Annotated in this window: 9 protein-coding genes; all 9 read left to right on the forward strand. The window is 50.2% G+C overall.

The window, feature by feature from the left end:
• Positions 1–1,623: 1,623 nt before the first annotated feature.
• The 9 genes from miaB (at position 1,624) to groL (ending at position 15,659) form a co-directional block, all read left to right on the forward strand.
• Positions 1,624–3,057 carry a tRNA (N6-isopentenyl adenosine(37)-C2)-methylthiotransferase MiaB gene (gene miaB / locus EJV45_RS08580; protein WP_129715267.1) on the forward strand — a complete coding sequence of 478 codons (1,434 nt, stop codon included), beginning with the start codon at positions 1,624–1,626 and terminating at the stop codon, positions 3,055–3,057.
• A 38-nt stretch (positions 3,058–3,095) separates the two neighbouring features.
• Positions 3,096–4,325 carry a sigma-54-dependent Fis family transcriptional regulator gene (locus EJV45_RS08585; protein ID WP_129715268.1) on the forward strand — a complete coding sequence of 410 codons (1,230 nt, stop codon included), beginning with the start codon at positions 3,096–3,098 and terminating at the stop codon, positions 4,323–4,325.
• 30 nt (positions 4,326–4,355) lie between these two features.
• Complete coding sequence (locus EJV45_RS08590) at positions 4,356–4,862, forward strand: LptE family protein (RefSeq protein ID WP_129715269.1); 507 nt, start codon at positions 4,356–4,358, stop codon at positions 4,860–4,862.
• A gap of 23 nt (positions 4,863–4,885) precedes the next feature.
• Entirely contained in the window at positions 4,886–6,157 is a 1,272-nt protein-coding gene (locus EJV45_RS08595; protein WP_129715270.1) for a hypothetical protein, read from the forward strand.
• 11 nt (positions 6,158–6,168) lie between these two features.
• The gene (gene secG / locus EJV45_RS08600; protein WP_129715271.1) at positions 6,169–6,528 is read left to right on the forward strand and encodes a preprotein translocase subunit SecG; all 360 of its coding nucleotides are present in this window, start codon (positions 6,169–6,171) and stop codon (positions 6,526–6,528) included.
• Between the two features lie 1,894 nt (positions 6,529–8,422).
• A complete protein-coding gene (locus tag EJV45_RS08605; RefSeq protein WP_129715272.1) occupies positions 8,423–11,494 on the forward strand; it encodes a SusC/RagA family TonB-linked outer membrane protein in 3,072 nt (1,023 codons plus the stop codon).
• Positions 11,495–11,507: 13 nt separating this feature from the next.
• The gene (locus EJV45_RS08610) at positions 11,508–13,388 is read left to right on the forward strand and encodes a RagB/SusD family nutrient uptake outer membrane protein (RefSeq protein WP_129715273.1); all 1,881 of its coding nucleotides are present in this window, start codon (positions 11,508–11,510) and stop codon (positions 13,386–13,388) included.
• 282 nt (positions 13,389–13,670) lie between these two features.
• Positions 13,671–13,946, forward strand: coding sequence for a co-chaperone GroES (gene groES / locus EJV45_RS08615; RefSeq protein ID WP_129715274.1), 276 nt, complete (start codon positions 13,671–13,673; stop codon positions 13,944–13,946).
• A 75-nt stretch (positions 13,947–14,021) separates the two neighbouring features.
• Positions 14,022–15,659: a chaperonin GroEL gene (gene groL, locus EJV45_RS08620; RefSeq protein WP_129715275.1), complete on the forward strand. Its 1,638-nt coding sequence runs from the start codon at positions 14,022–14,024 to the stop codon at positions 15,657–15,659.
• Positions 15,660–16,103 lie beyond the last annotated feature (444 nt).

The raw sequence follows: 16,103 nt of genomic DNA on the forward strand, positions 1-16,103 counted from the left end.
TGATAAGCCCAGTTCGCTTTCAGGAAAGATGGGAATTATTAAGCTTGGAAAACAGGCCTGTCTTAACTATTTTTAACAATCAAAAGAATCACTAAAACGGTCAACCTTATTCAGGGATGTACACGCCGTGGTCTTTCTTCCTTGTTCTTTTTTCTTTGGTCTCATTGAGGGGTTCTGCGCCCAGACTTACAACTTAATACCTACAACTTACAACTTCCCTGATTCATGGTTCTTGGTTCCCCTCACGGGTCATCCAGACAGAGCGGAGCGGCGGAAGGATCTGACTCGGGATCCGTTGTTAGATTCTTCGCTACGCTCTGAATGACCCGTGGTGGGGTCGTGGTCTGGAATGAAGCCAAGGGATTTCTTGAGATTCGAGATATGAGATTTGAGTCATGACATGATAGTATTTAGGTATTTGTAGTTCGTATTTAGACGTGGCGCAATTGCTAAAGATGCGAGATATGAGATTTGAGTCCTGAGACAGGGCGCAAAATCCCTCGGCCGCCATTCAAGAGCCCCCCTCACGGGTCATCCAGACAGAGCGGAGCGGCGGAAGGATCTAACTCGGGATCCATTGTTAGATTCTTCGCTACGCTCTGAATGACCAGAGGGGGGATGACGGTGTGGGGTTCTGCGCCCAGGTCTTTCCTCATTTTTCTTTTTTCTTTAGTCTCATTGAGGGGTTCTGCGCCCAGGTCCTGGCTCATGATTCATGGTTCTTGGTTCCCCTTGAAGTCATCCAGACAGAGCGGAGCGGCGGAAGGATCTGACTCGGGATCCATTGTTAGATTCTTCGCTACGCTCTGAATGACCAGAGGGGGGTATTACGGTGCGGGGTTAGGCGCCGTGGTCTTTCCTCATTTTTCTTTTTTCTTTAGTCTCACTGAGGGGTTAGGCGCCCAGGTCCTGGCTCATGATTCATGGTTCCTGGTTCCCCTTGAAGTCATCCAGACAGAGCGGAGCGGCGGAAGGATCTGACTCGGGATCCATTGTTAGATTCTTCGCTACGCTCTGAATGACCCGTGGTGGGTTCGTGGTCTGGAATGAAGCCGAGGGATTTCTTGAGATTCGAGATATGAGATTTGAGTCATGACATGATAGTATTTAGGTATTCGTAGTTCGTATTTAGACGTGGCGCAAAAAGCCCCTCGGCCAATTAGGGCTTTTGAGGGTTAGGCCCTGAGGCTTTGAACTTTCAACTTTTCACTTTCAACTCAATGAGTTCTTTTTTCTTTAGTCTCACTGAGGGGCTCTGCGCCCAGGTCCTGACCCATGATTCATGGTTCGTGGTTCAACCAGCGGCCATTGAGGGGTTAGGCGCCGTGGTCTTTCCTCATTTTTCTTTTTTCTTTAGTCTCACTGAGGGGTTAGGCGGCCAGGTCCTGACTCATGATTCATGGTTCAATCAGCGGCCATTGAGGGGTTAGGCGCCGTGGTCTTTCCTCATTTTTCTTTTTTCTTTAGTCTCACTGAGGGGTTCGGCGCCCAGCTCTTTGAACTTTCAACTTTCCACTTTCAACTCATTGGGTTCTTTTTCCTTGCTCTCAAACATTATACATTATCCTGACAAATTGTCATTTGATAAATATTTTCGTATTTTTGGGACCCAAATATGCTTACATGATCGAACTGCAGTTACAGGATAAGAAACACGATGAAAGCCGCCAGGGCGAAGCACTGGTAGTGGACAAACCGAAGACGACAAACGGGCGCAAACTGTATATCGAAAGTTATGGCTGCCAGATGAATTTTGCAGACAGTGAGATTGTTGCATCCATTCTGATGGACCAGGGTTTCGAAACCACGGGCAATTATTTTGATGCCGATGTTGTGTTTATCAACACCTGCTCCATTCGCGATAATGCCGAGCAGCGTGTTCGCAACCGTCTGAAACAATTTGAATCCGTTAAGAAAAGCAAACCGGGTATGGTTGTCGGCGTGCTGGGCTGTATGGCCGAGCGGCTTAAGGCCAAATTCCTCGAAGAGGAACACCTTGTAGACGTGGTGGTCGGGCCTGATGCCTACCGCGATCTGCCACAGCTGATCGGGCGGGTGGACGAGGGGGCGAAAGCTGTCAACGTGTTGTTATCCCGCGAGGAAACGTATGCGGATATCAATCCCGTTCGGCTCAACTCAAACGGCATTACAGCGTTCATTTCCATTATGCGCGGCTGCGACAACATGTGTTCTTTCTGCGTGGTGCCATTTACCCGCGGACGCGAGCGCAGCCGTGATCCCTTTTCGATCGTTGCCGAAGCGCGCGATTTGTTCGACAGGGGCTACAAGGAAGTAACGCTGCTGGGCCAGAACGTGGATTCATATAAATGGTCTGCAAAGGGCGAAGAAGCGGCTGCTACAGATATCGACCGGGTAAATTTTGCACAGCTGCTGGAAATGGTTGCGCTGATCAGTCCGGAACTCCGTATCCGCTTTTCCACCTCACACCCTAAAGATATTACCGATGAGGTGCTCCATACCATGGGCCGCCACACCAACATCTGTAAATACATTCACTTGCCGGTACAATCGGGCAACAGCCGGATCCTTGAGCTGATGAACCGTACCTACGACCGCGAGTGGTACATGAACCGGGTTGATGCCATCAGGCGTATTCTCCCTGACTGCGGTATTTCTACCGATATCATAACCGGGTTCTGCAGCGAAACGGAAGCGGAACACCAGGAAACGCTGAGTATGATGGATTATGTGAAATACGATTTCGCATACAACTTCATCTATTCAGAACGCCCGGGCACGCTTGCCGCCAGAAAGCTGGAAGACGACATTCCTGAAGAGGTGAAGAAAAGAAGGCTGTCTGAGATTATGGACAAGCAGCGCGAGCATTCGCATTACCAGCTTCAGAAAATGGTGGGCAAGATTGTTCGTGTGCTGATCGAAGGATTTTCGCGCAAATCTGAACAGGATTACTGCGGCCGCAGCGACCAGAACGCGATGGTGGTATTTCCTGTTGAACCACATCTGAAACCGGGTACCTATGCAGATATCCTGGTAGAGCGTTGCACCACTGCTACGCTGATCGGAAAAAGCATTTAACCGTCCGGCGTAAAGCCGGGATAAAGATCCTTTCGTACATGGATACGCAAAACATTAAACAGCGCTTCGGCATTATCGGCAATTCGCCACTGCTGAACCGCGCCATCGATATAGCAAGCCAGGTGGCACCCACAGATATGTCGGTGCTGATTACGGGCGAAAGCGGTAGCGGGAAAGAGGTTTTCTCGCACATCATTCACCAGCTGAGCAGCCGCAAACACGGACCGTTTATTGCCGTAAACTGCGGCGCCATTCCTGAAGGAACGATAGACTCAGAGCTTTTCGGACATGAAAAAGGTTCCTTTACCGGCGCACATGAGGCCCGCAAGGGTTATTTTGAGGTGGTAAACGGCGGAACGATCTTTCTTGACGAGGTTGCCGAACTACCCCTCGGTACCCAGGCCAGGCTGCTGCGTGTGCTCGAAACGGGCGAATACATCCGCGTGGGTTCATCAAAAGTGCAGAAAACAAACGTGCGCGTTGTGGCTGCCACCAATGTAGATGTATATAACAGCGTAAAAAATGGCCGGTTCCGTGAAGACCTTTACTACCGGTTAAATACGGTGCCGCTTCGCATTCCTTCACTGAAAGACCGTAAGGATGACATTTACCTGCTGTTCCGCAAGTTTTCTGCAGATTTCAGCGATAAGTACCGCAGTCCGGGGATACAGCTCGAACCGGATGCGATCCAGCTACTGAGCAATTACAGCTGGCCGGGCAACGTGCGGCAGCTGAAAAACATTGCCGAGCAGGTTTGCGTGCTTGAGAAAAACCGCGATGTGAACGCCCAGGCGCTGCTGAACTATATTCCGAACGAAGCCGGCAGCAATCTGCCGGTGCCGATGAGCCAGAATGCGAAGGAAGATTTTACCGAACGTGATATCCTGTACAAGGTGCTTTTTGATATGAAAAAGGACATGGTCGAGTTAAAGAAGCTGGTTGCAGATATTATTCAGCATGGCGGCAATACCTCGCATGTTATGGCAGATAATCCGCACTACATCAACCAATTGTACCGCGATGTGGATCTCCCGGCTATTCCCGAGCAGGGATTTACCATCCAGGCCCCGGTTCAGAACCAGCCCGAGTATCATTTTTCTGACGATGCAGAAGAGGTTGAGGAGTCATTATCGCTGGTAGACAAGGAGTCTGACCTGATCAAAAAGGCCCTGAAAAAACACAAAGGCAAACGTAAGTTCGCAGCGAAGGAGCTCGGTATTTCTGAACGGACGCTGTACCGCAAGATCAAGGAACTTAATCTTACTTAGAAATTCTGCCTCCGGCGGAAATGATATCAGATGAAAAAGTATTTATTGAATACCCTGCTGCTGCTGACGCTGTTTTGTTTCGCCGGCTGCAAGATCACATTTAACGGTGCGTCGATTCCCCCTGAAATGAAATCGATCAACGTGCGATTCTTTGAAAACAATGCACCCCTGGTTGTTGCCGACCTGGCGCAGTCTTTTACCGAGGAGTTGAAGAGCCGTATCCGTAACCAGACCCGTCTGGCCATTACGCAGGGCGAGGCGGATGCTGTTTTTGAAGGCCGCATTACCGGCTACAGCATTGCACCGACCGCCATTGGCGACAACAAGCAGCCAACAGCAGGTGCCAACCGCCTGTCTATCACCGTTTCGGTTAAATACACCAACAACCTGAACGAAAAGCTGAGTTTTGAAGAGTCGTTTACCCGTTTCAAAGACTTTCCGCAATCGGGCCTGGCCACGGCGCCGCCGCAGCTGAATGTCGACGTAAACAGAATGCTTACCGAGGATATTTTTAACCGGGCCTTCGCCCAGTGGTAAGCCGATTTTTGTAACTTAGCCCGGTGGAGCGCCAGTACGATATGCATACGGAATTGAAAGACCTGCTGAACAATCCGCAGAGGGTTACCGCAAGTGATGCGGAGCTGCTGCGCGATGCGGTTCAGGCCTATCCGTTCTTTCAGCCGCTGTATGTGCTGCTGGCCATTGCTTTGAAAGACAACGCTGCCGACCCGCTTGAAGCACAGCGGTCAAAAACACGCGCTGCACTATTTAACCACGGTCATCTTGTGTATACCGCGCTGCAGCACCCTGAAGAGCTCGAGTTCAAGCGATTTGCGTTCAGTAAAAATTACGTAGCAGCAGCAGAAGAAGAAGAGGAGCCGGCATTTGAGGAAATTGCCGATGTGTACAGCGCACCATCTGTTTTTGAAACAGCTGCGCCTGCGGCGGATCTCCCGGCTGCCGAACCAGACAATAGCGTAGCTGATGAGGCCGAAGATGAGGTTTATGAAGAGATCTCAGAACTGCAGACACTGCCACTGGTACCGGTATCTGGTCCGGTGCTGAATATTGAAAACCTGGCCCCTGAAGATGTTCCGGATAACCCGGTTTCTGAAAGGGAACAGGCCCGGCGCACGGCCACGCAGCAGGCCGGACAAGCCGAAACCCTTAGCGATCCGGCCGAAAGCGCGCAACCGCAGGCGGCACCGATTCATGAAAGTGTAGCTTCTTTCGACTTCTTTGCATTTGATGCCCGTTTCCCGGCAACAACCGGCCCTGCCGATGAAGACCGGGAACAGCCTTTGGAGACCGCAGCCGACGATGAGGGCCGGGTAAGCAAATACCACGATGATGCGCTGCCGTATACCTTTTTATGGTGGCTGGCAAAAACACGGAAGGAATACGAGTCGTTCAGGCCCTATGCCAATCCGGTGAAGAGAACGGGCGAGCCGGCGGCGGCGGCATATACAGGTCTGCAGCAACAGTATGTGGAGCATATATTTCATATCCAGACACCGTTTGAGGCCGAAGATCTGGTTTCGGATGCGGATGTCGAGTCGCGGCAGAAAAAGGAAGCTGATCTGATCGACCGGTTTATCAGGCAGCAGCCGCAGATCAATGCGCCCGAGCCGGAGAAGATCGACACCGAAAACAAGGCAAAAAAGAGCGCTGAAGACCAATATGACCTCGTTACGGAAACGCTTGCAAAGATCTACATCGAGCAGATGCTTTATCACAAGGCCATAGATACTTATAAAAAATTAAGTTTGAAATATCCGGAAAAAAGCCGTTACTTTGCCGACCTTATCCAATCTATAGAGAAGAAAATTTAAAAGAAATAAAAATGACCTTTTTGATTATTTTACTGATCATCGTATGTGTAGCCCTGGCGCTGTTCATCTTAATTCAGAACCCGAAGGGCGGCGGACTTGCTACAGGAGCAGGAAGCAGCAACATGTTCGGTGTACAGCGTACCGGCGATGTGCTTGAAAAAGGATCATGGGTATTGTTAACCCTGATCGTTGTGCTGACACTGGCAATCACCACGATTGCGAAAACAAGCGGTACATCGGGCAGCGTTGATTCAGAACTTCAGGAGCAGATCAATAACATGCCGAATCCATCGCCGATTGGCGGCGGCACCGGAAGCGGAACGGCAACGCCACCTCCGCCGGCAGCATCAAAAGATACAACGAAAAAATAAGTGTGCACCACGCACAGCACAGAACCCGGTTCCCAGAAGGACCGGGTTTTTTGTTTGTACGGCAGAGATTTTTAAGAGTATATAGGTAGTAGTAGTTCGTATTTAGACAGGGCGCGATTGTTAGATGTGAGATATGAGATTTGAGTCCTGGAATAGTATATGGATATTCGTATTTAGTATTTAGACAGGGTGCCTAACCCCTCAGCCGGATAGGGCGTTTGAGGGATTAGGCAGCAGTGGTCCTGACTCATGATTCATGGCTCTTGGTTCTCCTCACGGGTCATCCAGACAGAGCGGAGCGGCGGAAGGATCTGACTCTGGATCCATTGTTAGATTCTTCGCGACGCTCTGAATGACCCGTGGGGGAATCTCGGACTGGAATGAAGCCAAGGGATTTTAGTGAGATTTGAGATATGAGATTTGAGTCTTGAGACAGGCAATAGTATATAGGTATTGGTAGTTCGTATTTAGACGTGGCGCAAAACCCCTCTGCCGGTTAGGGCTATCGAGGGGTTAGGCACCATGGTCCTGACTCATGATTCATGGTTCGGCTATCGGCCATTGAGGGGCTCTGCGCACCGGTCTTTCTTCACTATTCTTTTTTCTTTAGTCTCATTGGGGGGCTCTGCGCGCAGGTCCTGACTCATGATTCATGGTTCGTGGCTCCCCTGCACGGGTCATCGAGACAGAGCGGAGCGGCGGAAGGATCTGACTCGGGATCCTTTTTACTTTCAACTCAATAGGTTCTTTTTTCCTTAGTCTCTTCCGGGGAACGGCCGGTACCGCTTCGTCGCAGGGGATCCCTCGCCGTTGCGTTCCCGGAAAAAAGGGATTCCGTAAACGCGCTTCGGGATGACGGCGTTGGGGGAAGGCAGTGGCCCTTGGCGGCTGAGGGGTTATGCGCCCAGGTCCTGACTCATGATTCGTGGTTCCCCTTCAAGTCATCCAGACTGAGCGGAGCGCCGGAAGGATCTGACTCTGAATCCATTGTTAGATTCTTCGCTACGCTCTGAATGACCCGTGGGGGAATCTCGGACTGGAATGAAGCCAAGGGATTTTGGTAAGATTTGAGATATGAGATATGAGTCTTGAGACAGGGCTGCAATAGTATATAGGTATTGGTAGTTCGTATTTAGACGTGGCGCAAAACCCCTCTGCCGGTTAGGGCTATCGAGGGGTTAGGCACCATGGTCCTGACTCATGATTCGGCTAACGGCCATTGAGGGGCTCTGCGCACCGGTCTTTCTTCACTATTCTTTTTTCTTTAGTCTCATTGGGGGGCTCTGCGCCCAGGTCCTGACTCATGATTCATGGCTCGTGGCTCCCCTGCACGGGTCATCCAGACAGAGCGGAGCGGCGGAAGGATCTGACTCGGGATCCATAATCAGATTCTTCGCTACGCTCTGAATGACCCGTGGGGGAATTTCGGACTGGAATGAACCCTTGCCCAATGAAATCGTTTTCACTCCTTTTCGTGTATGAGCGGTCGGAAGGCTGTGATCGATCCTGAAACCGTTCCATTTCGCATGGAAACGATGTTAAAACTTAAAAATGTTTCAAGCGTATCAAAAATTTTTGCTGCGTTTCTTTTTTTGCCACACAATCAGTCAGTTAAGGCGTTTCATATTGGTTATCGAAGCGTATCAAAATACGCATAACGCGTTAATTATGAGGTATTTATGGGAAAATTTATTTGGCATTGAATGGAAAAAGCTGATAGATTTACGTTGACAACCAACAACAACCAAATAAACAATCGACCAAAATTAACGGCAATCGGCGAACCAGGTTCGCCGCTGCACGGACGCACTCAACCAATTTAATTCAAACCAAATTTCAAACCTTTCCGGTTGCCTGCACCACCGCAGCATGAACCGGAAAAAACAGACCAAGTATGAGAAGAGCATTTACTTTTCTATGTGTATTGCTATTTGCCACGCTGTCGTCCATGGGGCAGGACAGAACAGTTCGTGGCACAGTAAAAGATTCGAAGGGAGAAAACATTCCCGGGGTATCCGTTCGGGTCAAGGGCACCGACAGGGGGGTGTCTACAGATGCCGGCGGAGCGTATGCCATTGCCGTTTCGGGGAATGCAACGCTGGTATTCAGCGCCGTCGGCTATGAGACCACCGAACAGCAAACGGCTTCACGCAGCGAGCTGAACATTACGCTTAAAGGTTCCAACCAGGAGCTGACAGACGTTGTGGTTATCGGGTATGGAACTGCCCAGAAAAAAGACGTAACAGGTGCCGTTTCAAGCATCCGCGCCACGCGCCTGGAAAATGAAAATCCGCAAAGCGTATCAGACATTCTGCGTGGAAACATTGCCGGTATGAGCGTTGGCCTGAATACATCGGCCAAAGGCGGGGGCGACCTGCTCGTGCGTGGAAAAACCACCCTTAGTGCAGGTACATCACCGCTGATCGTACTGGACGGGATCATCTATGTCGGACAGTTATCAGACATCAATCCAAATGATATCGAATCGGTCGACGTACTGAAAGACGCCAGTTCACTCGCCGTCTATGGCGCTAAGGCGGCTACCGGGGTTGTGGCCATCACCACAAAAAAAGGACGCGGCGATTCGCCTACCATAACCGCCAATACAAACTTCGGCTTTGCGCAGCTGGCCAGGCGTCAGGAGGTTTATGGTCCTGAGGGTTTTCTGAACTGGCGCGCTGACGTGATGCGCAGCGGAGCTGTAACACCTGAGTTCCTGTATGCCGACCCGCGCAACCTGCCGGCCAACGTTTCCTTAACGCAGTGGCTGAACGGACAAACCGGCGACCCGGTAGACCTCTGGCTGAACCGCCTGGGCCTGGTTGCCAACGAAAAGGCAAACTACCTGGCGGGGAATACCGTGAACTGGTTTGATGAAATCTTTCGCACCGGTTTGCGGCAGGACCATACGCTGAGTTTATCCGGCGGTAAAAATGAAGTCAATTATTATATGTCGCTCGGCTATCAGAAAAACGAAAACCTGATCGAAGGCGGGCAGTTCAGCACATTCAGAGGTCGCGTAAATCTCGAGGCCAAGGCTGCCAAGTTCCTGACCGTTGGTTTAAACATGCAGTTTGCTGCCCGCGATGAAGGTGCAATTGAAGCAGACTGGGGTCAGCTTGTAAACCTTTCACCGTTCGGCGATATGTATAATCCGAATGGGACGCTGCGCCGCATTCCAACTGATGACAATGGACTGAATGCCAGGAATCCCTTCCTGAATCCGACTTACAACGAGCGCATGGACAAGCAGAACACGCTTTTCGGCAGTTTGTACGCAAAAGCGCAGCTGCCTTTTGGTATCACGTATCAGTTTAACTTCAGTCCGGGGCTAGATTCTTACCGTGTGTTCAATTATAACTCGTCAAGAAACCCCAACGTGGTTACGCCGGGCGGCTCGGCAACCCGCGCTCAGGAAACGCGCTATAACTGGCAGATTGATAACCTGTTGAAATGGAACCGTACCATTGCGAAGATCCACAATATTGACGTAACACTGCTTGCCAATGCCGAGAAATACCAGACCTGGTGGACCCAGGCTTATGCCGAAGGTTTTTCGCCCGCAGATCTGCTGAGTTATCATAACCTGGCCAGCGGAAACGGCGCGAAGTCAACCGTAAACAGCGAAGATAAAGTCTACACCGGCGATGCGCTGATGGCCAGGATCAACTACAGCCTGATGGGCAAATATGCGCTGACAGCTTCTGTCCGGCGCGATGGGTACTCGGTTTTTGGTATCAACTCAAAACGTGCAAACTTCCCGGCAGCTGCCCTGGCCTGGACACTGAGCGAAGAATCGTTCATGAAAAAGATCGGCTGGGTGAACTATCTGAAACTACGCGTTTCTTACGGTATAAACGGAAACCGCGACCTGCGTAATCCGGACAACGGAACGGTCGATCCGTACGCAGCATTGACGCAATTGTCGATCGGAAAATACCAGTACACGAATGCAAATGGTATCCCTTCTGAAGTGCCGACTGCAAGCATCGGCAACCGCATGCCCAACCCCGACCTGAAATGGGAGCAGACAGAGTCTTACAACCTGGGTCTTGATTTCGCGGTATTAAACGACCGGATCAGCGGTGCGCTGGAAAGTTATGTGAAAAAGACAGATGACCTCCTGGTATCGCAGACGCTTACCACCGTTAGCGGATATACAAGCGTGTATTCGAACCTGGCCCAGGTTAGCAACCGGGGTTTTGAGCTGACACTGAATTCACGCAACCTGACCAGCGGAAATATTAAATGGAACACCAATGTGGTTTTCTCGCTCAACCGCAACCGCATCGACAAGCTGGCCACGGCAAATGATGACACCGGAAACGGCTGGTTTTATGGAAAAGACATCGATATTATCTGGGATTATGACATCCTGGGTGCCTGGCAGCAGGGTGATGCTGCAGAGTTCAACAAATTCAACAAAGGCATCAAGGCGGGCGATTTCCGTCTGGCTGATGTAGACGGAAACTATGTGTACGGAGATGTGGATAAGCAGTTCCTCGGTTTCCGCACACCGCGATTTACCTGGGCGATGCGGAATGAGTTCAACATCTTTAAAAACTTTGACTTCTCATTCCAGCTCCTGTCTAACTGGGGACAGAAAAAACGTTTCGATCAGGCCAAAAATCAGCCGGGCAGTGTGGGTATGGCGCGTATGAACTCATATGTGATAGACTACTGGACACCGGGTAATCCGGTGAATGACTTTGCCCGTCTGAACTCGGGGCTGAGCGGAACAAATTTTGGTGTCTGGCGCGATAACTCATTTATCCGGCTAAATACCATCGCCCTTTCATACAGCCTGCCGCAGTCGCTCGTAACCAGGCTGAAGCTTAAAAGCGCAAAGATCTACGCAAACATGAACAATGCCGCTGTTTACGCGCCCGAGTGGGATTACTGGGATCCGCAGAACGATGGTCCGACGCCCCGCTACACAACCTTTGGTTTAAATATTTCATTGTAACCGTGTCAGAAATATGAATACTTACACAAAAAAATTCAGCATAATTTTCGCTTCTATGGCGCTGCTTGCCGCCTCAGGCTGTAAAAAGAGTTTTCTCGACTCTGAGCAGCTGTCGCAGTACGCCCCCGAAACATCGCTCAATAATGTGGCCGCCATGCGTGCTGCCCTTGCCGCCTGTGCGCAGAGCCTGCGCGGCGAGTTCTTTGGCGATTCTGCTCCTCTGCTTACCGAATCTGTATTTTCTGACGTTGCTGTTGAAGGCACGACAGATAAAAGTACGCCTGCTCAGGATTTGATTACCAGGATTACTCCGGATGCAAACCTGAACAGCGACGACACCAATAAAATCGGCTGGTATTGGGACGGGGAGTTTCGCGGCGTGCGACTGGCCAACACGGTCATCACCAATATTGATAAGCCAATCTACGCCTCTGATGCGGAAAAAAATGCCATCCTTGGCGCGGCTTATTTTTTCCGGGCCTATCATTACTACCGCCTGGTTCACCAGTTTGGCGATGTGCCGCTGCTGCTGAAAGATCTGGACGGTCCGCGGACAGACTTTTATTCTACCAAACGCGAGGTCATTCTGCAGAAGATGAAAGAAGACCTGGAGTTCGCAAGCAAGTGGGTAACCGATGGCGGCAACCGCGGCGAGGCAACCAAGGGCGGGGTGGACCACCTGCTTACCAAGGTGAATCTCGCCCTCGGAAAATTTGATGATGCACTGGCATCCGCGAATGCGGTAATAAACGGGGGAAAATATGCCATGATGACCGCCCGGTTTGGAAGTACGGCAGGTGATGCGACGAAAAACGTGGTGTGGGACATGCACCGGATGGACAATAAAGCGATTTCAGCAAACAAAGAAACGCTGTACCTGGTCATTGACCGGGAAACGCTGCCCAGCGGCTTTACGGCCAATGGCTCGCAGGTGATGCGTAACACGGTTCCCGCCTGGCACTTTGCGAATGTGAAAACGCCTTCAGGCGCTACGGCGATTACAGATGCGGTTACCGCTGAAATTCCGCTTACCCGCATGTACGGCCGGGGTATTGGCCGCTACCGCGGGACGCCATACAGCACCAAGTACATCTGGACCGATAATACCGACTACCGACACGCAAAAGGTATGTGGATGGAAATGACCGACCTGGTGTACAACAATCCGGCGCTGAAGAATTCATCGAATGCCAATGATCGTGCACTCTACGGCAAACCTCTGGTCGAATATAACAGCAGTAATGTCGGCGCCCGCTTTACAAATGGTGCCCTTGATACCATTCGCCACTGGTTTGGCTGGCCCCACTACAAGGTCTTTATCAACTCTACCAATGCACTGGCGAATGACCCGTACTGGACACCGCCCCGCGGAACAAACACCGACTGGTATGTGTTCCGCCTGGCCGAAACCTACCTGCTGCGTGCCGAGGCACAATACTGGAAAGGCAACCTGCAGGCCGCCATGGCAGACATCAACGTTGTCAGGGCGCGAGCAAACGCGCAACCGCTTACCGACCCGGCGGCCGTTACAATCGGAACAATTCTCGATGAGCGCGCCCGCGAGCTTTACTGGGAAGAACCGCGTAAAACCGAGCTGACGCGCATGGCCTATATCTTTGCGCTGACCGGCAAAGCCGCATACAATGGCAAAACGTATAACCTGGCAAATTTCTCGGATAACAACTTCTTCTACGACCGCATTATCGAAAAGAACGACTTTTACCGCAACCAGGTTCCGACTTTACAGGGGGTTAATTTCAGGATCGCTCCATATCATGTGCTCTGGCCGGTACCGGCGGCAGCACAACGGCTCAATCCCGATGGTCGCATCAACCAGAATAAGGGGTATTCTGGGTATGAAAATAACGTTCCCCCGCTGGATAAACTTCAGTAGTCAGAGAAACCCTGATAAACGGGCGCCCGGATGGTCGCCCGTTTTTTATTTACGTTTTGCTGTATTGATCGTAAGCCGGCCGCCCGGGAAAAACGCGCAGGCATTTGATTAGCATGTCAGGCAGTATGCATCTGTGACTTAACTGTCAGTCTGACACGCCGCGAAATCGAATTGACAGCGGTAAAAGTGAAATTTTGTCGCTGGAAACCCCTTGGCATAGAAACTGATGTGCCAAAGCGAGCATTTTAGCAAATCACTTAAACATAAAATTTAACAAGAATTATGGCAATAAACATTAAACCCATCGGAGACAGAGTAGTGGTTGAAGCTGCCCCTGCAGAAGAGAAAACAGCATCAGGTATTTATATTCCTGACACCGCGAAAGAGAAACCTCAGCAAGGAACTGTCGTTGCCGTAGGCCCTGGTAAAAAAGACGAGCCTACAACTGTACAAGTTGGCGACCAAGTGATCTACGGAAAATATGGCGGCACTGAAATTACCTATGAAGGAAAAGAGTACCTGATCATGCGCGAAGGCGATCTGTACGCAATCCTGTAAGAACAGCATATTTAGACAACGACCCCCGAAGGCCCCGTCCTTCTATTAACAACATAAAATTTCAATAACCAGAAAATGGCAAAACAAGTAAAATATAACGTCGAAGCACGTGACGCCCTGAAAAGAGGCGTGGATATTTTAGCAAACGCAGTAAAAGTTACACTCGGACCAAAAGGCCGTAACGTAATCATTGATAAAAAATTCGGTTCGCCGGCAATCACTAAAGACGGTGTTACAGTTGCAAAAGAGATCGAACTGAAAGATGCTCTTGAGAACATGGGCGCGCAGATGGTTAAAGAAGTAGCGTCTAAAACTGCTGATATTGCCGGTGACGGTACAACTACTGCTACCGTTCTTGCACAGGCTATCGTTACTGCAGGTGTGAAAAACGTAGCTGCAGGTGCAAACCCGATGGACCTTAAACGCGGTATCGACAAAGCGGTTAGCACAATCGTTGAAAACCTGAAATCGCAGTCGCAAACTGTGGGTGAAGACAACAACAAAATCAAACAGGTTGCTTCAATTTCTGCAAACAACGACGAAGTGATCGGCTCACTGATCGCTGAAGCGATGGGTAAAGTTGGTAAAGACGGCGTGATCACTGTTGAAGAAGCAAAAGGAACAGAAACTGAAGTTAAGACTGTAGAAGGTATGCAGTTTGACCGCGGTTACCTGTCGCCATATTTTGTTACCAACGCAGACAAAATGGAAGCGGAGCTGGAAAGCCCTTACATCCTGATCTATGATAAAAAGATCAGCAACATGAAAGAGCTGCTTCCTGTACTTGAAAAACAAGTTCAAACCGGCAAGCCACTTCTGATCATTGCAGAAGATCTTGACGGCGAGGCATTGGCTACGCTTGTTGTAAACAAAATCCGTGGTTCACTGAAAGTTGCTGCTGTTAAAGCGCCAGGTTTTGGCGACCGCAGAAAAGCGATGCTTGAGGATATCGCCATCCTGACCGGCGGTACCGTTATTTCTGAAGAGAGAGGTTATAAGCTTGAAAATGCTGATCTTTCTTACCTGGGTACTGCAGAGAAAGTTGTTGTTGACAAAGACAATACAACTATCATCAATGGTGCAGGTAACGCAGATGACATTAAAGCACGCGTTAACCAGATCAAAGCTCAGATCGAAACCACTACATCTGATTATGATAAAGAAAAACTTCAGGAGCGTCTGGCCAAACTTGCAGGCGGTGTAGCCGTATTGTACGTAGGTGCAGCAACTGAGGTTGAAATGAAAGAGAAAAAAGACCGCGTAGACGACGCACTTCATGCAACCCGTGCAGCGGTTGAAGAAGGTATCGTTGCAGGTGGTGGTGTTGCGTTCATCCGCGCCATTGCAGCGCTTGAAGGCGTTAAAGGTGATAACGACGATGAGACAACCGGTATTGCGATCATTAAACGTGCGGTTGAAGAGCCATTGCGTCAGATCTGCGAGAACGCAGGTATCGAAGGTTCGATCGTTGTTCAGAAAGTAAAAGAAGGTTCTGCAGACTTTGGTTACAATGCACGTGCAGACCGTTACGAAAACCTGATCGGCGCGGGCGTTATTGATCCGACTAAAGTGTCGCGCGTGGCGCTTGAGAATGCTGCTTCTATCGCGGCGATGTTGCTTACCACAGAGTGTGTGCTTGCTGACGAGCCTGAAGAAGGTGGTTCAGCACCAGCTATGCCTCCAATGGGCGGCGGCATGGGCGGCATGATGTAATCCAGCCAGACAACTCCCCCGGGGAGTACATGATAAAGAGGGACCTGATGAGGGTCCCTTTTTTTGTTTGGGGGCGGAGGAGACTAAAATGAGATAAAAGAAAAAGGAGAAAAGACTGAGCCACGAACCACGAATCAGTGAAGTTTTAAGTTGTAGGTATTAAGTTGTAAGTCTGCGCGCCTAACCCCCTCAATGGCCGTTAGCCGAACCACGAACCATGAATCATGAGTCAGGACCTGGGCGCAGAACCACTCATTGAGATTAAAGAAAAAAGAATAATGAAGAAAGACCGGTGCGTGTACATCCCTGAATAAGGTTGAGGGAGTGTAACGCGAACTGTGTCAGTTCTAAATTAACGCCTCTCAGAAGCCTCTGTTCTCCTGAAGAATTCTGTCACCAAATTTAATGTATAATTGCGAGAATGCCAGTCCCCAGTTATGGATT

This window comes from Pedobacter sp. SYP-B3415 (assembly GCF_004138205.1).
Lineage (GTDB): Bacteria > Bacteroidota > Bacteroidia > Sphingobacteriales > Sphingobacteriaceae > Pedobacter.